We start from the raw sequence: 21,679 nt of genomic DNA on the forward strand, positions 1-21,679 counted from the left end.
CCGCGGCCCCCCCGGGCCTGGTCCCCCTCCCGGCCCCCGCCCGGGGCCCGCGGTGGGGGCGCCATTTCCCCGCTCCCCCAATAAATCCCGGCCCCCCGGGGGCGCCCCGGCCCCGGGGCCCGGGCCGCTGAGGGTCAGCGGCGTACCTGCTTCAGCGTTTCGGCGATCATGAAGGCCAGTTCCAGGGACTGGTCGGCATTCATGCGCGGGTCGCAGTGGGTGTGGTAGCGGTCGGACAGGCCGTCCTCGGTGATCGGGCGTGAACCGCCGATGCACTCGGTGACGTTCTGCCCGGTCATCTCGATATGGATGCCGCCGGCGTAGGTGCCTTCGGCCTGGTGCACAGCGAAGAACTGCCGGACTTCGCTGAGAATCTGCGCGAAATCGCGGGTCTTGTAGCCGCTGCTGGCCTTGATGGTGTTGCCGTGCATGGGATCGGAGCTCCACAGCACCTGGCGACCCTCTTCCTTGACCTTGCGCAGCAGACGCGGGAAGTGTGCTTCGACCTTGTCCGCGCCCATGCGCACGATCAGGTTGAGGCGACCCGGATCGTTGTCCGGGTTGAGGGCGTCGATCAGGCGGATCAGCTCGTCCGGGTCCATGCTCGGGCCGACCTTGACGCCGATGGGGTTCTCGATGCCGCGCATGAATTCGATGTGTGCACCGTTCAGCTGGCGGGTGCGGTCGCCGATCCAAAGCATGTGCGCCGAACAGTCGTACCAGCGGCCGGTGAGGCTGTCGCGACGGACGAAGGCTTCTTCGTAGTTCAGCAGCAACGCTTCGTGAGCGGTGAAGAAGCTGGTTTCGCGCAGTTGCGGCGCGCTGTCCATGCCCACAGCGCGCATGAAGGCCAGGGTTTCGTCGATGCGACCGGCGAGCTGGTGGTATTTCTCGGCCAGCGCCGAGTTGGCGATGAAGTCGAGGTTCCACTGGTGCACCTGGTGCAGATCGGCGAAGCCGCCCTGGGCGAAGGCGCGCAGCAGGTTGAGGCTGGCGGTGGCCTGATGGTAGGCCTGCATCAGGCGTTCCGGATCGGGTACGCGACTGGCGACGTCGAAACCGATACCGTTGACGATGTCGCCACGGTAAGCGGGCAGGGTGACGCCATCGATGGTTTCGCTGCCGGACGAGCGCGGCTTGGCGAACTGGCCGGCCATGCGCCCGACCTTGACCACCGGACAGCCCGCGGCGAAGGTCATGACGATGGCCATCTGCAGCAGCACCTTGAAGGTGTCGCGGATCTTCGCGGCGGAAAATTCGGCGAAGCTCTCGGCGCAGTCGCCGCCCTGCAGCAGGAATGCGCGGCCCTGGGTGACCTCGGCGAACTGGCGGCGCAGCTCGCGCGCCTCGCCAGCGAATACCAGCGGCGGGTAGCCGGCCAGGGTTTGCTCGACGCGAGTCAGGTGCGCGGCATCAGGGTATTCAGGTTGCTGCTGGATGGGCTTGGCCCTCCAGCTTTCGGGGCTCCAGGCGTTGGACATGCTGCGTCTCTAGCGGTTGATCAGGCGGAGGCGCATGGTAACCGATAAGCCCCGCGGCCCCTACGTGTATTGGCTCATGACGCCGGGGCAGGCTCGAATGCCCGCTCGGGTAGCGTGCGCGGCGACAAATCACGCGCTGGCAGGAAGCGTCCGTAGCGCTGCGCCTTGCCCAGGTCATCCGGGTATTCCTGGCCGCGTCGATAGGCGATACGGCCGTTGATCAGGGTCAGCGCGACCGCTGCATCGTTGCGTTTGACCACCCGCACCAGGCCGAGCACTTCCATCGGCGCTTCGTGCAGTTCATCCAGCGTATCGTTGAGCCCGGCGGGATCGATCAGCACCAGGTCGGCACGATCACCGACGCGCAGGTAGCCGGCATCGACGCCGATGAAGTCGGCCAGCTCACCGCTGCAGCGGCGCACCGCCTTGCCCAGTTCCATGAATGGCTCGCCGGCCAATTCGGCGTCCCGCACGTACTTGAGAAAACGCAGCGGGAAGTTGTACTGGGCGATGGAACGCAGGTGCGCGCCGGAGTCGGCGAAGCCGGGGTGTGTCCAGGGGCTGGCCAGCAGCTTGCGCATGATCGCCTCGCGTTGGTTGCCGTAGCAGGTCGTCCACTTCAGCGCCTCGCGGTACTGGCAGGCCAGTTCGAAGTAGGCGTCCACCGCATCCAGGCCGCGAGTCTGGCCCAGTTGCTTGAAGTTCTTGCCGACCAGGCTGGCATCCGGGCATTCGGTCACCCAGCAATCGGAGAAGTCGCGGTGCCACAGGCCCTTGGTCAGTACGGCCTTTACCTGCTTCTTGAACAGGGCGCGGAACGCCGGCTCCTTGACCTTGGCGTAGAGCTCATCCGGGTCCTTGATGTTGCGCAGGATCTCGCCGGCACCGAATTCCTCGAAGGCATTCACGTTGAGCCCTTCCAGGCGCAGGGTGAAGGGCGCCGGTAGGGTCTGCCAGCGGAAGTGGCCGCGCAGCACCTTGTTCGCCAACCAGCCGGAAAGGCGGGTGAACCGGTGCAGCAGTGGCTGCGACTTGAGATCCAGCGCCGTCAGCATGGTGCATTTCAGCGGTTTCCTGAACCAGCCGTGGGCCTGCCAGAGGAAGGCGAACACGTTGACCTTGGTCACCGCGTTCGGCGCGCCCTGTAGCACCGCGCCGCGCCGCCGCAGCACAGCGAACAGGCGAGAGAACTCCTTCCAACTGGCGAAGGTCGACGGCAACGGTCTGGACCAGGCGCGGTCGCCGTCCATCTTGTCCAGCCGCGTGGTCATCACCGACAGGCCGATACAGCCAGCGTCCAGCGCTTCTTCGAGCAGTTGCTCCATGCGCGCCAGTTCGGCGTCGCTCGGCGTCACCCGGCTGGTGGCGCGCTCCAGGCCCATCACCGCCGCGCGCAGTTCGGAATGGCCGAGGAAGGAATTGACGTTCGGCCCCAGCGGCAACTGGTCGTAGAAGGCGCGATAACCAGCGGCGTCGCGCCAGGTTTTCTTCTCCTTGAGGATCGGCAGCACGTACTCGCGCGGCACCGCTTCGACGCGGGTGAACAGGTCGGAGCAGTCCTCGGCGTCGGCCAGCACCATGCTGATGGAGCAGGAGCCGATGGTCACGCTGGTGACGCCATGGCGCACCGACTCCTTCAGTGCGGGGGCGGCGATCACCTCGGCATCGTAGTGCGAGTGGATCTCCAGGAAGCCGGGAGTGAGCCAGTGGCCTTTGGCGTCGATCACCTTGGGGCAACCGGCCTCGGCCAGCGGGCTGAGGCTGAGTACCTCGACCTTGCCGTCACGGATACCGATATGGCGGATTGTCCCCGGTGCGCCGGTGCCGTCGAAGTACAGACCGTTGTTGATGATGATGTCGTAGCTCATGGCAGTCTCCAGGGCGCCAGCAGCAGGATGCCGGTGACCAACAGCAGGATGTAGATGGCGAGGCGGAAATGACGCTCGTCGAAGCGCCGATGCAGGCGTTCGCCCAGCCACACGCCGAGCAGCAGAAGCGGGGCGTAGGTGAGCACCTGAGGCAGCGCCGGCAGCAGGCGGCCGTCGAGCAGAAAGGCGAGGGTAAGCAGGCTGTTGAGGGTGAACCAGACCGTGACCAGAGTGGCGCGCAGCCGTGCTTTGTCCAGTTGGGTGCCGGCCAGGCCGTAGACCAGCAGGGGGCCGCCCGAGGCGAACAGGCCATGGCTGAGGCCGGCAGCCAGGGTAATGAGGCGGGTGAGCCAGGTCGGGCGTTGTGGCAGTGCGCTCACCCGGCGCAGCCGCCACAGCTCGCGGCCGGCGAACCAGATGATCAGCGCGCCGAAGCCGACCTTCAACGCGTGGGTGTCCAGATAAGGCAGCAGCCAATAGCCGAGCAGCGTGCCGATAAGCATCCCGGGCAGCAGAGTGCCAAGCAGCAGGCGGTGGTCGATCTGCCGCCAGTGGCGATGCACCAGGTAGCCGGTCATGCAGATGTTCAGCGGCACCAGAATCGGCAGCAATTGATCGATGGGCAGCAGCAATGCACCGAGCGACAGGGCGATGACCACGCTGCCAAAGCCGGTGACGGCTTCCAGGGTGTAGGCCAGCAAAATGAAGCCGCCGAGGGCGTAGGGCGCCAGGGCCATCAGCTGATCTCCCCGGCGAAACGCTGGCTCATCTTGCGGTGGTAAAGCGCCGGCGCCAGGCGCCAGAGCAGGCTCGCCAGCCAGCTGCCACGATCAGGGAACAGGCGTTCGCGGCGCTGCTGCAGTGCCTCGAGAATCAGGCTTGCCATCCAGTCGGCGCCGCGAATCTTGCCAATGGTCGAGCGAGCATGGCCGGCCGGTTTGCCATCGCCGCCCAGGGCATTGCGGTCGATGGGGGTATCGAGAAAGCTCGGATAGACCATCAGCAGGCCGATGCCGTCACGGGCGATCTCGGCGCGCAGCACCTCGAAGGCCTGGCCCAGGGCGCTTTTTGCGGCGCAGTAACCGGCGCGGCCGAGCACCGGCATCCAGCCGGACATGGAGCCGATGGCGGCCACCTGGCCGCGGCGTTCACGCAGCAGCGGCAGGGCGGCCAGGGTCAGTTCCAGCGGTGCGTGATAGTCCACCGCCATGACCTTGCGAAATACCGCGGGATCGGTGCGCAGCGTGGGCGAACGGTGGGTGATGCCGGCGTTGTTGATCAGCACGTCCAGCCGGCCGAAGCGCTGCCGGCAGCCGTCGATCAGGCGTGCATGCAACTCGGGGTCGGTGATGTCGCCAGCAAGGGCCAGCACGCGCTCACTGCCCAGTTCATCGGCGCGAGCCGCGAGACCACTGGCGTCGATATCGGTGAGCAGCAGGGCATCGCCACGTGCGTGAAAGGCGCGCGCCAGTTGCCAGCCGAGGCCGCTGGCGGCGCCAGTGATGAGGACCACGCGCATCATCGCTCTCCTGTGCTGGACAAAGGTGTCAGCGCAGCGCTGGTTTCGGGTGGCCTGCGTGACCAGAGCCAGGCCAGGCTGAGGCCGGAGACCAGATGCCAGCAACCCCAGAATGCAGCGATCAGCAACATGCCGCTGGCCTGTGGGAAGAAGGTGAAAATGATCACCAGACCCAGCGCCGAATTCTGGATGCCCACTTCCAGTGTCAGGGCGCGGCGGTCTGCCACCGGTAGCCCGCTCAGGCGTGCGCTGAGGTAGCCAATGCTCAGCGCCAGGGCGTTGTGCGCCACCACCAGCCAGAAGAACAGATGGAAATGCCGAGTGAACTGCTCGAGGTTGCGGCTGAACGCCAGTGCGACGAAACCGAGCATTACCAGCAAGGCGAACAGGCGCAGGGGCTTTTCCACTTTCGGCGTCAGTTGCGGGAAGCGTCGGCCGATCCACATGCCTGCCAGCAGAGGCAAACCGAGCACCAGCAGTACGAGCAGCAGCAAGCTCAGCGGGTCCAGTTCGATCTGTGTCAGCAACGGCCGCGTGTGTGGATTGAGCCAGGCGTACAGGGCGAAGTTGAGCGGTGTCAGCACGCTGGCGACGACGCTGGAAACGGCGGTCATGCTCACCGACAGCGCGACGTTGCCGCGCGCCATCCAGGTCATGATGTTGGAGAAGCTGCCGCCTGGGCAGGCGGCGATCAGGGTCATGCCCAGCGCCAGCTGTGGCTCGATGGCCAGGGCCCAGCAGGCCACGCAGGTCAGTGCCGGCAGCAGCAGAAATTGCGCCAGCATGCCAATCACCGGGGCTTTGGGCGCGCGGGCGATGCGCCGGAAGTCCTCGGCACGCAAATCCAGGGAAACGCCGAACATCATCAACGCGACGATCAGGTTGATCAGCACCAGGCTGCTCGGGTCGAAGGCGATATTGACCTGTTCCATGCTCATGCTCCCTGCGCGGCGAGTACGCCGTCGTTGGCCAGCTCATGGCGCAGGGCGGCGCTGTGTTCGGCTATGCGTCTACGATAGCTGTCCTTGTGCACGTAATAGGCCATGCGCTCCAGGTGCAGGTAGCGATAGCCGCCATCCAGGCGCTGGCTGGCTCGAGCACGAATGGTCTGGCGCAGGGCCTGAGCGGCGGCGCTGCCAGCCTGCAATTGACGGATATACAGCGCGACCAACTCCGCCTGCTCGTCACGCCCCTGCCAGCCCAGGCCGGAAGCTTCGACCATGCCGAGCATGAACAGGTCGTCGTGCTCGGGGTGGAAGACATTGAGGTACAGCTGCGGTGCACCGGCCTCTTGTGGCCAGTTCAACTCGTTGCGGTCGATGAAGGGGTAGTCGAGCTTGTAGCCGGTGGCCATGAGGATCAGGTCGTACTCGGCCTGTTCGCCATTGGCGAAGGTCACGCCTTGCCCGCTCACCGACTGGATGTCGCCCCGAGGGTGGATATCGCCGTGGCCGATATGGTGCAGCACCAGCGAGTTCATCACCGGGTGGGATTCGTACAGGCGGTAGTCCGGGTCGGGCAGGCCGTACTGCGAGGGTTTGCCGACCAGGGCACGCACCAGCAGGCCGTCGACCAGCTGTTTGAGGCGGCGCGGTAGCTTGATCGCGCTGCCGAAGGTGTCGGTGGGCTTGCCGAGGATGAATTTGGGCAGGAAGTGATAGCCACGGCGTACCGAGAGGTCGACCGAGGCGGCGCGGTGTACGGCATCGACGGCGATATCGCAGGCTGAGTTGCCGCAGCCGACCACCAGTACCCGTTTGCCAGCGAATATATCCGCGCTCTTGTAGGCATTGGAGTGCAGTAACTCACCGGAGAAATCACCGGGCAGGCGCGGCAGGTTGGGCGTATGCAGGGTGCCATTGGCGATCAGTACGCCCTTGAAGTGCCATTCGCGCTGCTCGCCGTTGCGCTCGCTGATCAGCTTCCAGCCATGCTGCTGGCGCTGCACCTGCAGCACACGGGTGTCGAACTGGTAATGCTCGTAGAGACGAAACTGCCTGGCGTAGTCGCGAAAGTAGCGGCGCATTTCGCTGTGGTGCGGGTAGGGCGCCACCTCGGCGCGCATGGGGAATTCACGAAATTCGGTGGTGCCCTTGGAGGAGATCAGGTGCGCCGATTGGTACATGCTGCTGTGCGGGTTATCGATATCCCACAGGCCGCCAACGTCGCTGTGCAGCTCGAAGCCGACGAAATCGATGCCGTACTTCTTCAATTGCCGTGCCGTGCACAGGCCCATGGGGCCGGCACCTATGATGGCGTACATGGCGAACCTCGTTATTGTTATGAGTGCAGCGCAAGTGTTGGAATTATTGCGTGACCGGGGGCGGCTGCTTCAATGACAATCGGCGCCTTTAGCCCGGTTGTTGTGGTACGGGATGTCACTGTGGGGAGGTTTCGATGCCAGGGTTGCCGCCGGACGACGAGTTGCAGCTGCAGGACGAGGTTCTGCTGGCCGAAGTGCGCGATGCCTTCGGGGTTATCCGTGTGGTGCAGATCGGCGCCTACCGCTTTCTCGAGTTCGGCGATGCCATCGAGCAGAGCTGCGTGTTCCAGGGCGATCCGAGCTGGCTGGAGTACGATTACACCCGCGCCATGCTGCTGGGCGCGCTGTGCCACGATGAGCCGGAAACCGCGCTGTTCCTGGGGCTGGGTGCCGGCAACCTGACCCAGGCTTGCCTGAAATTCCTGCCGCTGGAGGACGTCGAGGCCATCGAGCTACGACCGGACGTGCCGCGCCTGGCCATGGAGTTTCTCGGGCTCGACGACGATCCACGGCTGACCATTCGCATCGGTGATGCCACCGAGCTGCTGGACAGCGCGGAAACCGCCGATCTGATCTTTCTCGACCTGTACACCGACCAGGGGCCGGGCGCCGGGCATCTGGCCTGGCGCTTTCTCGAGCGCTGCCGCGAAAAACTCAACCCAGGCGGCTGGCTGATCATCAACCAATGGGCAGGCAACGACGGCAAGCCGCTTGGCGCGGCACTGCTGCGTGGTCTCTACCATCGCCATTATTGGGAGTGCCCGGTGAAGGAGGGCAACGTGGTGCTGCTGATCCCCGCCGACCTCGAGCAGAGGCTGGACCTGGGACGCCTGCAGATGCGTGCTGGCGAACTGGCACCACGCCTGGGTTATTCGCTGCAACCGTTGATCGCGGCCTTGCGCCCGGCTACCTGATGCGCCGCCCGGCGTAAAAACTGCGCAAAGCTCTAGAAAAGCCCCTGCGGGGTGACATGTAAGGATAAAAAACAGCACCTTGGTCAGGAATTTCCGGTATGATGCGCGCCGGCCAATTTTCTGGCCACGTTCAGGTAGCGCAACTCGCCCGGGAAATTAAACCCGGCAGCCAGTCCCCAGCGGACTATCCTTGACGATTCACTTTCATCACGTTTTCGCAAATCCCCGCCGACCAGGCTGCCAGGGTGACCCAAAAGGTCTTACACGGCATGCGCAGCTTTGGAACATGGGTCTTTGCGGATGCACTTGAGGCAGACCCATGACCCAGGAAATCGGCGGCTTCGCCGCGCTCGGACTTCACCCCAATATTCTCGCCGCTCTGACCGCCGTTGGTTACGAAGAGCCGTCTCCGATCCAGTCGCAGGCCATTCCGGTGATTCTCGCCGGCCACGACATGATCGGTCAGGCGCAGACCGGTACCGGTAAAACCGCAGCCTTCGCGCTGCCGCTGCTGTCGAAGATCGACCCGGCCAAGCGCGAGCCGCAAGTGCTGATCCTGGCGCCGACTCGTGAGCTGGCCCTGCAGGTTGCCACCGCCTTCGAAACCTACTCCAAGCAGATGCCTGGCCTGAACGTCGTTGCCGTATACGGCGGCGCGCCCATGGGTCCGCAGCTCAAGGCCATTCGCCAGGGCGCTCAGGTTATCGTTGCCACCCCGGGTCGTCTTGTCGACCATCTGCGTCGTGACGAGAAAGTGCTGTCCACCATTCAGCATCTGGTACTCGACGAAGCTGACGAAATGCTCAAGCTGGGCTTCATGGATGACCTCGAAGTGATCTTCGAAGCCATGCCGGAAAGCCGCCAGAGCGTGCTGTTCTCCGCCACGCTGCCGCATTCGATCCGTGCCATCGCCGAAAAGCACCTGCGCGAACCGCAACACGTCAAGATCGCAGCCAAGACCCAGACCGTCTCGCGTATCGAGCAGGCGCACCTGATGATCCATGCCGATCAGAAGACCAACGCCGTGCTGCGCCTGCTGGAAGTCGAGGATTTTGACGCGCTGATCGCTTTCGTACGCACCAAGCAGGCTACTCTGGACCTGGCTGCTGCCCTGGAAGCCAAAGGCTTCAAGGCCGCTGCGCTGAACGGCGACATCGCCCAGAATCAGCGTGAGCGCGTGATCGAGTCGCTCAAGGATGGCCGCCTGGACATCGTCGTCGCGACTGACGTTGCTGCTCGTGGTATCGACGTACCGCGCATCACCCACGTGTTCAACGTCGACATGCCATACGACCCGGAGTCCTACGTACACCGTATCGGCCGTACCGGCCGCGCTGGTCGCGATGGCCGTGCGCTGCTGCTGGTGACCCCGCGTGAGCGCCGCATGCTGCAGGTGATCGAACGCGTCACCGGGCAGAAGGTCGGAGAGGTCAAGCTGCCGAACGCCCAGCAAGTGCTCGATGCCCGTATCAAGAAACTGACCAGCAGCCTGGCGCCGCTGGTGGCCGATGCCGAAGCCAGCCATGGTGACCTGCTCGACCGTCTGACTGCCGACATTGGCTGCAGCCCGCGCGCTTTGGCCGCTGCACTGCTGAAGAAGGCCACCAATGGTCAGGCGCTGGATCTGGCTACCGTCGAGCGCGAGCAGCCGCTGGTGCCGGGCGTTGGTGGTGCTCCGCGTGAGCGTCGTGAGCGTGATGGCGAGCGTGGTGGTGAGCGCGGCGAATACCGCGAGCGCCGTGCGCCGGTACCGCTGACCGAAGGTCGCGTGCGTTGCCGCACTGCGCTGGGTACTCGCGACGGTATCGCTGCGAAGAACCTGCTCGGCGCCATCCTCAACGAAGGTGGTCTGGCTCGCGAAGCGATCGGTCGTATCCAGATTCGCGAGACCTTCAGCCTGGTCGAGCTGCCGGAAGACGGTCTGGACCGTCTGCTGGGCAAGCTGAAAGACACCCGCGTTGCTGGCAAGGCGCTGAAACTGCGTCGCTACCGCGAGGATTGATCCGCCAGGCTTGATGCCTTGTCACAGGATCAGCAAAACGCCGCGCCCTTTCGGGGGCGCGGCGTTTTTATTTGCGCGATGACTGGTTAGCTGGTTTCACTAAGATTAGCCTTGGGCGCCAGGCGGTCGAACACCTCGGGCGTCAACGCCGCTTCGCCGGCTTCGTCGAGCACTTCACGCGGGTGCTCGCTGCCGGGGATGCTGCTGTCGAGCATGCTCAGCAGTTGCGCGCCGCGCGCTGTCAGCACGAAGTTTTCGCCGTTGCCGCCTTGGTCTTCTGGACGCGGCTCGATAAAGCCATTTTCCAGTAGACGTGCTTCGTAGCGAGCGGCCTCCGCGCGCAGGTGGTCGAGGTCCTGCACGGGATCGCCCGCATTCTCTTGTTCCGCAGCCAAGTCTTCGGCGTAGCGACGCGGGGCGAATGGCTTGCCAGCGGAATTCTGCGCCTCATGCAGCAGGCGTTCGATCAGGTCCCAATCATGCTTCATGGCTGTCTCTCCCTATGCGATGGACTTATAGGGTCCGACTCCAGAGATGGGCCACGGTTCGACCTGAATTGATCGAGCGTAGATGCACAAAGCAAAACGCCCCGAACCAGTCGGGGCGTTTTGGGTGCTTCAGCTGCGGTGGATCAGGCGCGGCGACGGAACAGCGGTTGCGGCTGATCGGCCGAAGCCTGGTACACCTCGCTGTAGTCCTCGAAGGCCTTCAGCGCATCGTACGGGTCCTTGTCGGCACGCACGGCGAAGGCGTCGAAGCCGACGCGGCGCAGGGCGAACAGCTGATCGCGCAGGACGTCGCCGATGGCGCGGACTTCGCCTTTGTAGTCATAGCGAGTGCGCAGCAGGTAGGCGGTGGAGGAGTGGCGGCCGTCGGTGAAGGCCGGGAACTCCAGGGCGATCACCTGGAAGTGCGCCAGATCATCGGCAATTTCCTCGATCTCGTCGCCAGCTTCCAGCCACACGCCGAGGCCGCCGTCGCGGGCCTTGAGGGCGTGAGCATGCTCGCGCCACAGGGCCAGCGGGACGATGATGTCGTCGCAGTTGGGGATGACGTCCAGGGTCACGTCCTTGGGCAACAGGTGCCAGGTTTCGTCGACCACCTGACCGTTCTTAATGATTCGCTGCATAGACGCGCTCCTTGAACGGGTCGATACCGACGCGGCGGTAAGTATCGAGGAAGCTTTCCTCTTCTGTGCGTTGTTCGACGTAGACCTTGATGATCTTGTCGATCACATCGGCCATGTCCGCTTCGGCGAAGGATGGGCCGAGGATCTGCGCCAGGCTGGCGTCACGGCCGGCGCTGCCGCCGAGCGAGACCTGATAGAACTCCTGGCCCTTCTTGTCGACGCCGAGGATGCCGATATGGCCAACGTGGTGGTGACCACAGGCGTTCATGCAGCCGGAAATGTTCAGGTCGATATTGCCGATGTCGAACAGGTAGTCGAGATCGTCGAAACGACGCTGAATGGCTTCTGCAATCGGGATCGACTTGGCGTTGGCCAGCGAGCAGAAGTCGCCACCCGGGCAGCAGATGATATCGGTCAGCAGACCGACGTTCGGCGTGGCGAAGCCTTGCTCGCGCAGCTCGCCCCACAGTGTCAGCAGCTGACGCTGCTCGACATCGGCAAGGATGATGTTCTGGTTATGGCTGTTGCGCACTTCGCCGAAGCTGTAGCGATCGGCCAAATCGGCGATGGCATCGAGCTGCTTGTCGGTAACGTCGCCTGGCGCCACGCCGGTGGGCTTGAGCGACAGGGTCACGGCAACGTAGCCAGGCTTCTTGTGGGCGAAGGTGTTGCGCTCGCGCCAGCGGGCGAAGCCAGGATGCTCTGCGTTCTGCTGGGCGAGCAGGGCGTCTTCGTCCTGCAGGGCCAAGTAGGCCGGATCAACGAAGTGTGCGGCAACGCGGGCCACTTCAGCCTCGGTCAGGGTGCTGGGGCCATCTTTCAGGTGTGCCCATTCGGCGTCCACGCGCTGCGCGAACACTTCCGGGGTCAGCGCCTTGACCAGAATCTTGATGCGCGCCTTGTACTTGTTGTCGCGACGGCCATAGCGGTTGTACACACGCAGGATGGCGTCGAGATAACTGATCAGGTGCTGCCACGGCAGGAATTCGTTGATGAAGCTGCCGACGATCGGGGTACGGCCCAGGCCGCCACCGACGGAAACACGGAAGCCCAGCTCGCCGGCTGCGTTCTTCACCGCTTCCAGGCCGATGTCATGCACTTCGATGGCAGCGCGGTCGCCCACGGCGCCGTTGACGGCAATCTTGAACTTGCGCGGCAGGTGGCTGAACTCGGGGTGGAAGGTCGACCACTGACGGATGATTTCGCACCAGGGACGCGGATCGATGATCTCGTCCTTGGCCACACCAGCGAACTGGTCGGTGGTGGTGTTGCGGATGCAGTTGCCGCTGGTCTGGATAGCGTGCATCTGCACGGTGGCCAGCTCGGCGAGAATCTCCGGCACGTCCTCCAGCTCCGGCCAGTTGTACTGGACGTTCTGGCGGGTGCTGATGTGGGCATAGCCTTTGTCGTAGTCACGGGCGATGCGTGCAAGCACGCGAACCTGGGCGGACGACAGCAGGCCGTAAGGCACGGCGACGCGCAGCATGGGCGCGAAACGCTGGATATACAGACCGTTCTGCAGGCGCAGCGGACGGAATTCCTCGCCGCTCAGTTCTCCGGAGAGATAGCGGCGGGTTTGATCGCGGAACTGCTTGACGCGATCCTCGACGATCTGTTGATCGTACTGGTCATATACGTACATGAAGGGTCCTGTTTTCAGGCTACTTACTGCCAATCAGCGCGCACGGCCGCGCACTCCCCGAGGAGCCGGGGCACGATACCAGCTCAGGTTTATGCGTAAAAGTGATGTTTGAATATATAAACCTGAGTTTAAGGAATAAGACTGCCCCAGAGCATAACCAGATGGTTTGAGCGATGGCTCAGGCTGGTCTTAAATGCAGTGTGCGTCACCCAAAAGCACAAGAAGAGGGGGAACCATGAGCGAACATACCGAAGTGGAAAATTCCGACAGCGTCATCGATGCCTGGGCGATCTTTTGCCTGATACTTCTTGCGGTAGGTACTGCGGTCTTCTGGGTCAGCGGACAGTGAGGATAAAGGTCGACGTGCATTAGCGGTCGGCCTTTTTTCATTTGCGCCCTATACTGCGCCCCGGTTAATTGGGGAGGGGTGCCGTGATCCGATGGGTATTGGGCCTGTGGCTATTGCTGTGCTGCGCATCGGTGACAGCACAACCTCGTGCGCCGTTAGTGATATTCCTCAATCCCGGCTATTCCGACGAGCCATTCTGGAGCGATTACTCCCGCTACATGCAGGACGCCGCCGACGATCTTGGCATGGAGCTCAAGGTGCTCCATGGCGAGCGCGATCCTGTGCGGATGTTGGCCAATGCTCGGCAGGTGCTCGATGGCGAGCATCCCGATTATCTGATCTTCACCAACGAGCAATTTCAGGGGCCAGTGGTGTTGCGCTTGTTCGAGAACAGCGCGGTCAAGCTGTTTGCTCTTCATAGCACCCTGACTGACGAACAACAGGCACTGATCGGTGGGAGTCGCGAGCGCCATCGCAACTGGTTGGGAAGTCTGGTACCCAATGATGAAGAGGCCGGGTACCTGATGGGGCGTGACCTGATCGCCCTCACTGAGGGACAGCCAGCCGAGTTGCTGGCGTTTTCCGGGGTCAAGCAAACGCCATCCTCCATCCTGCGTCTGGCGGGCTTGCAGCGGGCCTTGAATGAGGCGCCGCAGATCAAGTTGATGCAGGCCGTGCACGGTGAATGGCAGGAGCAACGCGCCTATGAGCAGGCGGTAAGCCTTTTGCCGCGCTATCCAGGTGTGAGTCTGGTCTGGTCTGCGAACGATGCAATGGCATTTGGCGTGATGCGTGCGGCTGATGAGCTGGGCAGAGATCTGCGCTATGCGGCCCTGAACAACTCGACTCGGGTGCTGCAGGCGCATATCGATGGGCGAATCGATGTGCTGGCGAGCGGCCACTTCATCCTCGGAGCCTGCGCCATGGTGATGCTCAATGACCATGCCCGTGATTTGGATTTCATTACGCGCGGCGGCGAAAGCCAGGTGGCATCTCTACTGCGCGTAATCGATAGGACGCAGTCGGAGAAACTGCTGAAACGCCTCGCCCGGCCGGATATCGACCTGGACTTTGGTCAGTTCAGCCTGCTCAAGCACCCGGAGCAGTCGCGCTACGACTGCTCGGTCGCCTCCCTGCTGGAGTGATCAGCCGGTCGCCAGGTGCAGGATCAGTTTCACCGCTGCCAGTAATACAACCACGAACAAGGCGGTGAAGAGCACGCCGAGCAGGATGAAGTGGCTGGGCTTGCCGCGGCTGAAGTCGCGGCTACGGTTCTTCCCGCTCTGTACGCCAAGGGCAGCGGCCAGCACGCTATGCAGCATTTCGCGCAGGGTCAGCGGGGCCTGTTGGGGGTCTTTGTCCTGATCACTCATGGTCAGCCTCTCCGTCGGTCCTGCAAGCATAGTCCGCAACCGCCACGCCAGCACGAGGGGCTAGGCTGGCTGCGGCGAATCAGGCAATCTGCGCGAGCGCTGACCACCGACCTTGACCATGCCTGACGATCTCTTTCCTGACGATGCCGCGCAGACCGAGCGCACCCGCGAAACCATCCTGCGCTACCACCTGAGCTGGAAGCACCGCGACCTCGACGCGGTAATGGCGCTGTATCACCCGCAGATCGAGTACAACGACTTCTATCAGCAGCGCTGCATGCGCCTGAGCGAACTGCGTGAGTACGTCGAGAACAACCTGCCGCGCCGCCCTGGCGAGCTGTTGGAGCATGTCGACCGTATCCGCATCGACGGCCATACCGCGTTCATCCAGTACTGCACCAGCCTGCAGGGTGGCGAAGGACTGGTGTCGTTCCGCACTGGTGAAGCCATCACCGTGCGTGATGGGTTGATCTGGCGCATCAACGAATACGCCACGCTGGTGCGTGAGGCTAGTGGCGCCGGCGAGGCTGTCAGTTCACGCCCGGCCATCAGCCGCCTGGGGCTGTCGACCCGCCAGCTCGGCCAACTGGCGCAGGACCTGCAGGACTACTTCCAGCGCAGCCAGCCGTTTCTCGACCCTGAACTGGACCTGCAGCAGGTGGCAGCAGCGACGGGTTACAGCCGTAACCAGATCTCCCACCTGCTCAACCAGGTGCTGGGCGAGAGCTTCTACCGCTACGTCAACCGCGCCCGCCTGCAGTACCTGCTCGAAGGTTTGCAGGCGGGCAGCGACCTCAGACGTATCGATGAGCTGGCTTTTGCGGCGGGTTTCAACTCGCTGTCGGCCTTCTACAGCTGCTTCAAGCGCCATACCGGGCTGTCGCCAAAGGCCTACCTCAAGCAGATTTCCGCGCGGGCACGCACACAAGACAATCACTGATCGCCACGACTAGCCTTGGGTCATCGATTGATGACGGAGGCGTGGATGAATCACTGGCGCAACATCAGTCTGTGGATGGATCAGCTCGATGATCCGCTGCAGGCGCGGCCCAGCCTGCAAGCCGAGCTGCATGCCGACGTGGTGATCATCGGCGCGGGTTACACCGGCCTATGGACAGCCTATTACCTCAAGCGTCAGGCGCCGCAGCTGCGTGTGGTGATTCTGGAAGCCGAGACCGCCGGTTTCGGTGCGTCTGGGCGCAATGGTGGCTGGTTGATGGGCAACCTGCTCGGCGAGGATCGCTTGTTGGCCGGCCTGCCTGCGTCCGAGCGCAAGGCAACCTTCGACCTGTTGCACGGCATTCCCGATGAAGTGGCCTCGGTGGTCGCCCGCGAGGGCATCGACTGCGACCTGCGCAAGGGCGGCGTGCTGTATTGCGCGGCGCGCTATCCCGAGCAGGAGGTGCGCCTGCGGGAGTACCTCAAAGAATTGCGTGCGCTGGGTCTGAGCGAAGACGACTACCGCTGGCTGCCGCCGAGCGAATTGGCCGCCCAATTGCGCGTGGCCAATGCCTACGGCGCGCTGTACAGCCCGCATTGCGCGACGATCCAGCCGGCCAAGCTGGTGCGGGGCCTGGCGCGCTGCGTCGAGGGTCTCGGTGTCGAGCTCTACGAGCGCAGCCCGGTGATCGACTGGCAGCCCGGCCTGGTGCGCACGGCTCACAGCCGGGTCACGGCTGATTGGGTGGTGCCGGCCATCGAGGGCTACGCCGCTACTTTGCCGCCGTTGGGCAATCACCAGTTGCCGGTGCAGAGCCTGATCGTAGCCACCGAGCCGCTGCCGGCGGACGTCTGGGCTGGTATCGGCCTGGAGCGTGGGCAAGCGTTCAGCGAATTCAGCCGTCAGGTCACCTACGGCCAGCGCAGCCTCGATGACCGTCTGATCTTCGGTGCGCGCGGTGGCTACCGCTTTGGCGGACGCCTGCGCAGCGATTTCAATCTCACTGAAGACGAGCTGGGTCTGCGCCGCTACCTGATGGGGGAAATCTTCCCGCAGTTGCGCAATGTGCGCTTCACCCATTCCTGGGGCGGCAATCTGGGTATGGCGCGGCGTTTCCAGCCGCACATATTGCGCGACACGCGCAGCCGCATCGCGCTGTCTGGCGGTTATGGCGGCGAGGGCGTTGGTGCCACCAACCTCGGCGGGCGCACCCTGGCCGACCTGATTCTCGGGCGTGACAGCGAATTGCTGCGCCAGCCCTGGGTATTGAGCGACAGCCCGATTTCCACCCTGAGGCGCTGGGAGCCCGAACCCTGCCGCTGGCTCGGTTACAACGCGATCATCCGCAGCTTCGTCCATGAGGACGAAGTCCTCGCCAACCCGCGCAGCCCGGCCTGGCGCCGGCGTCTGGCGCAAGCGGTGGCGGCCCGTATGGAAAGCCTGATGGGCTGAGTGAATGCCAGCCGTTCCTTTATCCGGTGTACCAATGAACATCACCCATTTTCGCAACACCCCCAACGTCGCTCTGGACGAGTCCAATCCGGTCGCCGTCCCCCTGAGCGAGCCGGTGGCGATCACGTCGACTACCAGTGTCGAGCGCAGTGATGGCGTGGAAACCGGTATTTGGGAGTGCACGCCGGGGCGCTGGCGCCGGCAGATCGTGCAGCAGGAGTTCTGCCACTTCGTCGCCGGACGTTGCACCTTCACCCCGGACGGCGGCGAGCCCATCGAGATTCGTGCCGGCGACGCGCTGATGATGCCGGCCAATACCCTCGGCATCTGGGACATACAAGAAACGGTGCGCAAAACCTACGTGCTGATCTTCTGAATCAGCCTTTTCAGTACTGCCTAGAACAACAACTCACGAGGTATCCCATGCTGAAGAAACTTCTGCCATGCCTGATCCTGGCCGGCACCGCCCATGCCGCTGACAGCGTGCGCATCTATAACTGGACCGATTACATTGCCCCGGACACCCTCAAGCAGTTCGAGAAGAGCAGCGGCCTGGGCACTCATTACGACGTCTACGACAGCAACGAGACGCTGGACGCCAAGCTCATGGCCGGTCGCTCTGGTTATGACGTGGTGTTCCCCTCCAACCATTTCATGGCCCGGCAGATCCAGGGCGGTGCACTGAAGAAACTCGACCGCAGCAAGCTGCCGAACTGGAACAATCTCAATCCGGTGCTGATGAAGGCGCTGGAAGTGAACGACCCGGGCAACGAGCATGGTTTCCCTTATCTCTGGGGCAGTACCGGGATCGGCTACAACGTCGACAAGGTGCGCGCGGTGCTGGGCGATGACGTGAAGATGGACAGCTGGGACGTCCTGTTCGACCCGGCCAAGCTGGCCAAGCTCAATGAGTGTGGCGTCGCCATCCTCGACAACGGTCCGGAAATGCTACCGATCGCCTTGCATCACCTGGGCTTGCCACATCACAGCAAGAACCCCGAGGACTACAAGCGCGCCGAAGCGCTGCTGATGGAAATGCGCAAGAACGTGCGCTACTTCCATTCATCCAAGTACGTCGGTGACCTGGCCAACGGCGAGATCTGCATGGCGGTCGGCTTCTCCGGCGACATCATGCAGGCTGGCGCCCGCGCCGCTGAGGCGGGTAACGGGGTGAAGATCCAGTACGAGATTCCCAAGGAAGGCGCGCCGATCTGGTTCGACATGGTGGCCATGCCGGTCGATGCCGGCAACGAGGAGGGTGGTTATGCCTACATGAACTACCTGCTGCAGCCAGAAGTGATGGCGGCCATCAGCAATCATGTGAAGTACGCCAATGGCAATGCCAAGGCCGATGGTTTGGTCGACCCGGCGCTGAAAGCCGACCCGACCGTGTACCCGCCGGAGGCGGTGATGGACAAGCTGTACACCCTGGAGGCCATGCCGCTGAAGATCGACCGGGTGCGCACGCGCATCTGGAGCAAGGTCAAGAGCGGCGTATGAGCGCTGGGCTCCCGCCTTCGCGGGAGTGACCGTGAGTTTTTCAGAACCTCCTGATGCAGCTCTGAAACAAAAAAAACGCCGCAAGCCTTTGCAGGTTCGCGGCGTTATCTTTTCCTGTAGGAGCGAGCTCTGCTCGCGAACAAAAAGCGCAGGCCTCGCTCCTACGACAAGATCATCCCGGCATCAGACCTTGAAACGGCCCAGCAGGCGATCCTGCTGGCCAACCTGTTCCACCATAGAGCCGCACTGACGCACCTGCTGTTCGGCGCCGCCAGCCAGTTCGTGGCTGATGTCACGGATGTTGGTGGTGTTGCGGTTGATCTCCTCGGTGGTCGCGCTCTGCTCCTCGGCTGCGGTGGCGATCTGCAGGTTCATGTCATTGATGCGGGTGATCGCCTCGCGGATGCGGCCGAGCATGTCGTTGGCTGCGCCAGCGTCTTCGGCCGTCTTGCTGGCCGTATCGCGGCTCTGCTGCATGCGGCTCTCAGCTTGACGCACACCGCCTTGCAACTGGTCGATCATCTGGCGGATTTCCTGGGTGGCTTGCTGGGTACGCGAAGCCAGCGAGCGCACCTCATCGGCCACCACCGCAAAGCCACGACCCGATTCACCGGCACGCGCCGCTTCGATGGCAGCGTTCAATGCCAGCAGGTTGGTCTGTTCGGCGATGCTGGTGATCACCTGCAGGATCGACTCGATGTTGTGGCTGAGCTTGGCCAGCTCGTTGATGGCGTGGCTGGTGCCATCCATCTCGTCGGCCAGATGGCGGATCGCTGCGCTGGATTGCGACACCACGCGCACGCCATTCTCTGTCTCTTCGTTGGCGGCAACGGCGGCCTGGGCGGCAGCCTGGGCGTTGCGCGCCACTTCCTCGGCGGTCGAGGCCATTTCCTGCATGGCAGTGGCCAGCTGATCCAGCTCTTGCAGCTGTTCCTGCAGGCGGCGCGCGGCCTGTTCCGACTCGTTTGAGGTCAGGGCCGTGCTTTCGCGGACCTGGCGCGAGCTGCCCATGACGTCACCGATCAACGTCTGCAGAGTTTGCAGGAAGCGGTTGAATTCCTGCGACAGCTCGCCGATCTCGTCATTGCTGGTGATCGCCAGGCGGCGCGTCAGGTCACCTTCGCCGCTGTTGATCTCACGCAGCGAGGTGCTCAGCAGGCTCAGCGGCTTGAGCAGGCTGTTCATCAGCAGGCCCAGCACCACCAGGCTGATGGCCACGCCGACCACGGTACCGACCACTGCCAGCCAGGTCAGGCGGTTGGCTTCGGCCATCACCACGCTCTCGTCCAGCACCACGCCGATGTACCAGTCCATGCCGCGCAGGTTGGGCAGCGGGGTGAAGGAAACCAGCAGGCTCTTGTCGCCGGCATCTACTTCGCGCAGTTCCTTGCCCAGCGCCGGGCTCTGACCATCGAACAGCGCGCTGTAGGACTTGCCGTTGAACTCGGCATTGGGGTGGGAAATGATGTTGCCCGAGCGACTGAGCAGGAAGGCGTAGCCTGCACCATTGAAGTCCAGGGTGTTGACCGCATCGGCCACCGATTGCAGGCGGATATCGCCACCGAACACACCGAGGAACTGGCCAGCGTTGCTGATTCGGGCCACGGCAGAGATGAGAATTTCATTGGTGGTGGAGTCGACATAGGGTTCAGTCAGCACTGCCTGGCTGCCAGCCTTGCCGGTTGCATACCAGGGGCGCTTGCGGCCGTCCCAGTCGGCGCTGGGTTTCCAGTCGGCGCTGTTCTTTATGGGCTTGCCGTCGGCTTCCAGCGCGCCGAAGACCAGGATGAATTCACTTTTCAGCAGCGGTGAATCGAATACACGCTGGTTCTCTTCGGGGCTGTAGTTGCTGTCGATGGTTTGCGACATCAGGTCGATCAGGCGCAACTTGGCGTTGAGCCAGTTTTCGATCTGTCTGGCCAATGCATTGCTCGATTCGGCAATGCTCGACTCAACCTGATTGCGCAGGGTGTCGCGAACCTGGCTGACCTGGGACAGCGACAGCAGGCTGGTGGTAAGGAACAGCACGGTAGCGGCCGCGACACCGACCTTGTGGGCGATTTTCATGAATGGGCTCCTGGGCACCAAGACGACGGGGCTGCATCCATGCACGGCAGTTGTCTACAAGGCAAATACAGTGCCGGCTTTTCGCCAGCGGGACGTGTGGTCTCTCTGTACGCTTTTGTATCGGCTCTCAGGTGCCGTTCTTGAGCTTTCTGTGCAGGCGGCTGGTGTTGATCACATCCACCGCGCGGGCGCGCAGTTGGCCGCAGCCACCGTCGACATCCTGGCCAGCCGAGTTGCGTACTTTGGTCAGCACGCCACGGCTGTGCAGGTAGCGCACCATTTCGACGATGCGCTCGCCGTCGGGGCGCTGGTAGTCGTCGGCTTCCAGGCTGTTGTAGGGGATCAGGTTGAGCACGGCGAACTTGCCCTTGAACAGGCGCAGGATGTTATCCATTTCTTCCTGGCTGTCGTTGATGCCTTTGAGCAGCGTCCACTGATACTGAATCGGGTAGTCGATGGTGCGGGCATAGGCTTCGCCCAGCTCTACCAGCTCTTCAGGATCGATGCGCGGCGCCTTGGGCAGCAGACGCTGGCGCAGTTCGGCATCAGTGGTGTGTAGCGACAGCGCCAGGGCAGGGCGCACGCGTTGCTTGGGCAGGCGCTCGAATACCCGCGGGTCGCCTACGGTGGAGAACACCAGATTGCGCTGACCGATACCGCCCTCGGTGCCAAGCAGATCGATGGCCTCAAGCACGTTGTCGAGGTTGTGTGCCGGCTCGCCCATGCCCATGAACACCACTTTCTTCACTGGACGAAAGCGTCGACCCAACGCGACCTGAGCGACCATCTCGGCGCTGCTGAGCTGGCGCAGCAGGCCGCTCTTGCCCGTCATGCAGAACACACAGGCCACGGCGCAGCCGACCTGGCTGGAGATGCACAGACCATCGCGCGGCAGCAGTACGCTTTCCACCATCTGTTTGTCTGCCAGCTCCACCAGCAAGCGGGCCGAGCCGTCGGCGCCAGGGTGTTCGGAGCGCAGGCGGGCCAGTGCGTCCAGTTCGCTGGCGATAGCTGGCAGCCCTTCACGTACAGTCAGCGGCAGGAAGTTTTCGGTCTTCTGATGCTTGGTGCCGGTGTCCAACGGCTTGCCCTGCAGCCAGGCACGGGTAATCCGCCCGATATGCTGGGGTTTGGCGCCAAGGTCGGCGAGGCGTTGGTTGAGTTCGGTGAGCTGCATGGG

Annotated in this window: 19 protein-coding genes and 1 pseudogene; 7 read left to right on the plus strand and 13 right to left on the minus strand. The window is 63.2% G+C overall.

Translation table 11 applies throughout. The features are described from left to right. Positions 1-134: 134 nt before the first annotated feature. The 6 genes from EGJ86_RS10515 to EGJ86_RS10540 all read right to left on the minus strand — a co-directional run bounded on the left by EGJ86_RS10515 (position 135) and on the right by EGJ86_RS10540 (position 7,131). A complete protein-coding gene (locus tag EGJ86_RS10515; protein WP_125835065.1) occupies positions 135-1,481 on the minus strand; it encodes a class II 3-deoxy-7-phosphoheptulonate synthase in 1,347 nt (448 codons plus the stop codon). Between the two features lie 74 nt (positions 1,482-1,555). After that, positions 1,556-3,349 carry an amidohydrolase family protein gene (locus EGJ86_RS10520; protein WP_125835066.1) on the minus strand — a complete coding sequence of 598 codons (1,794 nt, stop codon included), beginning with the start codon at positions 3,347-3,349 and terminating at the stop codon, positions 1,556-1,558. Then, positions 3,346-4,086, minus strand: coding sequence for a sulfite exporter TauE/SafE family protein (locus tag EGJ86_RS10525; protein ID WP_125835067.1), 741 nt, complete (start codon positions 4,084-4,086; stop codon positions 3,346-3,348). Before EGJ86_RS10525 ends, EGJ86_RS10520 begins: the two co-directional genes overlap by 4 nt. Continuing rightward, positions 4,086-4,868: an SDR family NAD(P)-dependent oxidoreductase gene (locus EGJ86_RS10530; RefSeq protein WP_125835068.1), complete on the minus strand. Its 783-nt coding sequence runs from the start codon at positions 4,866-4,868 to the stop codon at positions 4,086-4,088. The genes EGJ86_RS10525 and EGJ86_RS10530 overlap by 1 nt, the downstream gene beginning before the upstream one ends. Beyond that, complete coding sequence (locus tag EGJ86_RS10535; protein WP_125835069.1) at positions 4,868-5,806, minus strand: bile acid:sodium symporter family protein; 939 nt, start codon at positions 5,804-5,806, stop codon at positions 4,868-4,870. Before EGJ86_RS10535 ends, EGJ86_RS10530 begins: the two co-directional genes overlap by 1 nt. Continuing rightward, complete coding sequence (locus EGJ86_RS10540; RefSeq protein ID WP_125835070.1) at positions 5,803-7,131, minus strand: NAD(P)/FAD-dependent oxidoreductase; 1,329 nt, start codon at positions 7,129-7,131, stop codon at positions 5,803-5,805. Before EGJ86_RS10540 ends, EGJ86_RS10535 begins: the two co-directional genes overlap by 4 nt. Before the next feature lie 134 nt (positions 7,132-7,265). On the opposite strand from EGJ86_RS10540, the gene EGJ86_RS10545 reads away from it, so the two are divergent. Together EGJ86_RS10545 and EGJ86_RS10550 are read left to right on the plus strand one after the other, a co-directional pair. Beyond that, positions 7,266-8,045 carry a spermidine synthase gene (locus EGJ86_RS10545; protein ID WP_125835071.1) on the plus strand — a complete coding sequence of 260 codons (780 nt, stop codon included), beginning with the start codon at positions 7,266-7,268 and terminating at the stop codon, positions 8,043-8,045. Between the two features lie 319 nt (positions 8,046-8,364). Then, positions 8,365-10,047: a DEAD/DEAH box helicase gene (locus EGJ86_RS10550; RefSeq protein ID WP_125835072.1), complete on the plus strand. Its 1,683-nt coding sequence runs from the start codon at positions 8,365-8,367 to the stop codon at positions 10,045-10,047. An 86-nt stretch (positions 10,048-10,133) separates the two neighbouring features. Here the strand turns inward: EGJ86_RS10550 and EGJ86_RS10555 are convergent, their stop codons facing one another. From EGJ86_RS10555 to EGJ86_RS10565, 3 genes are all read right to left on the minus strand, one after another. Continuing rightward, positions 10,134-10,535 carry a transcriptional regulator gene (locus EGJ86_RS10555; RefSeq protein WP_125835073.1) on the minus strand — a complete coding sequence of 134 codons (402 nt, stop codon included), beginning with the start codon at positions 10,533-10,535 and terminating at the stop codon, positions 10,134-10,136. 143 nt (positions 10,536-10,678) lie between these two features. Beyond that, positions 10,679-11,176: a DUF934 domain-containing protein gene (locus EGJ86_RS10560; RefSeq protein WP_125835074.1), complete on the minus strand. Its 498-nt coding sequence runs from the start codon at positions 11,174-11,176 to the stop codon at positions 10,679-10,681. After that, the gene (locus tag EGJ86_RS10565) at positions 11,160-12,818 is read right to left on the minus strand and encodes a nitrite/sulfite reductase (RefSeq protein ID WP_125835075.1); all 1,659 of its coding nucleotides are present in this window, start codon (positions 12,816-12,818) and stop codon (positions 11,160-11,162) included. The genes EGJ86_RS10560 and EGJ86_RS10565 overlap by 17 nt, the downstream gene beginning before the upstream one ends. A gap of 465 nt (positions 12,819-13,283) precedes the next feature. Here EGJ86_RS10565 and EGJ86_RS10570 point away from each other — a divergent pair, with 465 nt between their 5' ends. Further along, positions 13,284-14,312, plus strand: coding sequence for an ABC transporter substrate-binding protein (locus EGJ86_RS10570; protein ID WP_125835109.1), 1,029 nt, complete (start codon positions 13,284-13,286; stop codon positions 14,310-14,312). On the opposite strand, the gene EGJ86_RS10575 is transcribed toward EGJ86_RS10570, so the two are convergent. After that, positions 14,313-14,540: a DUF2970 domain-containing protein gene (locus EGJ86_RS10575; RefSeq protein WP_099524039.1), complete on the minus strand. Its 228-nt coding sequence runs from the start codon at positions 14,538-14,540 to the stop codon at positions 14,313-14,315. A gap of 118 nt (positions 14,541-14,658) precedes the next feature. On the opposite strand from EGJ86_RS10575, the gene EGJ86_RS10580 reads away from it, so the two are divergent. The 4 genes from EGJ86_RS10580 to EGJ86_RS10595 are packed head-to-tail and all read left to right on the plus strand — an operon-like array spanning position 14,659 to position 18,432. Further along, positions 14,659-15,480, plus strand: coding sequence for a nuclear transport factor 2 family protein (locus EGJ86_RS10580; RefSeq protein WP_125835076.1), 822 nt, complete (start codon positions 14,659-14,661; stop codon positions 15,478-15,480). A gap of 45 nt (positions 15,481-15,525) precedes the next feature. Next, positions 15,526-16,932 carry an FAD-binding oxidoreductase gene (locus EGJ86_RS10585; protein WP_125835077.1) on the plus strand — a complete coding sequence of 469 codons (1,407 nt, stop codon included), beginning with the start codon at positions 15,526-15,528 and terminating at the stop codon, positions 16,930-16,932. 34 nt (positions 16,933-16,966) lie between these two features. Continuing rightward, on the plus strand, positions 16,967-17,308 hold the full coding sequence (locus EGJ86_RS10590; protein WP_125835078.1) for a cupin domain-containing protein: 342 nt from the start codon (positions 16,967-16,969) through the stop codon (positions 17,306-17,308). A gap of 47 nt (positions 17,309-17,355) precedes the next feature. Continuing rightward, entirely contained in the window at positions 17,356-18,432 is a 1,077-nt protein-coding gene (locus tag EGJ86_RS10595; RefSeq protein ID WP_125835079.1) for a polyamine ABC transporter substrate-binding protein, read from the plus strand. 183 nt (positions 18,433-18,615) lie between these two features. Here EGJ86_RS10595 and EGJ86_RS25600 read toward each other — a convergent pair whose 3' ends face one another. The 3 genes and pseudogenes from EGJ86_RS25600 to EGJ86_RS10605 form a co-directional block, all read right to left on the minus strand. Continuing rightward, positions 18,616-19,443 carry a methyl-accepting chemotaxis protein gene (locus EGJ86_RS25600; RefSeq protein ID WP_370605062.1) on the minus strand — a complete coding sequence of 276 codons (828 nt, stop codon included), beginning with the start codon at positions 19,441-19,443 and terminating at the stop codon, positions 18,616-18,618. 30 nt (positions 19,444-19,473) lie between these two features. Further along, positions 19,474-20,499 (minus strand): annotated as a pseudogene (locus EGJ86_RS25605) (cache domain-containing protein); the annotation flags it as partial. A 127-nt stretch (positions 20,500-20,626) separates the two neighbouring features. Beyond that, positions 20,627-21,676: an RNA methyltransferase gene (locus EGJ86_RS10605; RefSeq protein WP_099524051.1), complete on the minus strand. Its 1,050-nt coding sequence runs from the start codon at positions 21,674-21,676 to the stop codon at positions 20,627-20,629. Positions 21,677-21,679: the final 3 nt, after the last annotated feature.

The sequence above is a fragment of the Pseudomonas sp. o96-267 genome (genome assembly GCF_003935465.1).
Taxonomy (GTDB): Bacteria; Pseudomonadota; Gammaproteobacteria; order Pseudomonadales; family Pseudomonadaceae; genus Aquipseudomonas; species Aquipseudomonas sediminis.

Coding starts and splice junctions, on each gene's coding strand:
- EGJ86_RS10515 (WP_125835065.1), bottom strand. CDS start 1,481: ATGTCCAACGCCTGGAGCCCCGAAAGCTGGAGGGCCAAGCCCATCCAG.
- EGJ86_RS10520 (WP_125835066.1), bottom strand. CDS start 3,349: ATGAGCTACGACATCATCATCAACAACGGTCTGTACTTCGACGGCACC.
- EGJ86_RS10525 (WP_125835067.1), bottom strand. CDS start 4,086: ATGGCCCTGGCGCCCTACGCCCTCGGCGGCTTCATTTTGCTGGCCTAC.
- EGJ86_RS10530 (WP_125835068.1), bottom strand. CDS start 4,868: ATGCGCGTGGTCCTCATCACTGGCGCCGCCAGCGGCCTCGGCTGGCAA.
- EGJ86_RS10535 (WP_125835069.1), bottom strand. CDS start 5,806: ATGAGCATGGAACAGGTCAATATCGCCTTCGACCCGAGCAGCCTGGTG.
- EGJ86_RS10540 (WP_125835070.1), bottom strand. CDS start 7,131: ATGTACGCCATCATAGGTGCCGGCCCCATGGGCCTGTGCACGGCACGG.
- EGJ86_RS10545 (WP_125835071.1), top strand. CDS start 7,266: ATGCCAGGGTTGCCGCCGGACGACGAGTTGCAGCTGCAGGACGAGGTT.
- EGJ86_RS10550 (WP_125835072.1), top strand. CDS start 8,365: ATGACCCAGGAAATCGGCGGCTTCGCCGCGCTCGGACTTCACCCCAAT.
- EGJ86_RS10555 (WP_125835073.1), bottom strand. CDS start 10,535: ATGAAGCATGATTGGGACCTGATCGAACGCCTGCTGCATGAGGCGCAG.
- EGJ86_RS10560 (WP_125835074.1), bottom strand. CDS start 11,176: ATGCAGCGAATCATTAAGAACGGTCAGGTGGTCGACGAAACCTGGCAC.
- EGJ86_RS10565 (WP_125835075.1), bottom strand. CDS start 12,818: ATGTACGTATATGACCAGTACGATCAACAGATCGTCGAGGATCGCGTC.
- EGJ86_RS10575 (WP_099524039.1), bottom strand. CDS start 14,540: ATGAGTGATCAGGACAAAGACCCCCAACAGGCCCCGCTGACCCTGCGC.
- EGJ86_RS10580 (WP_125835076.1), top strand. CDS start 14,659: ATGCCTGACGATCTCTTTCCTGACGATGCCGCGCAGACCGAGCGCACC.
- EGJ86_RS10585 (WP_125835077.1), top strand. CDS start 15,526: ATGAATCACTGGCGCAACATCAGTCTGTGGATGGATCAGCTCGATGAT.
- EGJ86_RS10590 (WP_125835078.1), top strand. CDS start 16,967: ATGAACATCACCCATTTTCGCAACACCCCCAACGTCGCTCTGGACGAG.
- EGJ86_RS10595 (WP_125835079.1), top strand. CDS start 17,356: ATGCTGAAGAAACTTCTGCCATGCCTGATCCTGGCCGGCACCGCCCAT.
- EGJ86_RS25600 (WP_370605062.1), bottom strand. CDS start 19,443: ATGGGCAGCTCGCGCCAGGTCCGCGAAAGCACGGCCCTGACCTCAAAC.
- EGJ86_RS10605 (WP_099524051.1), bottom strand. CDS start 21,676: ATGCAGCTCACCGAACTCAACCAACGCCTCGCCGACCTTGGCGCCAAA.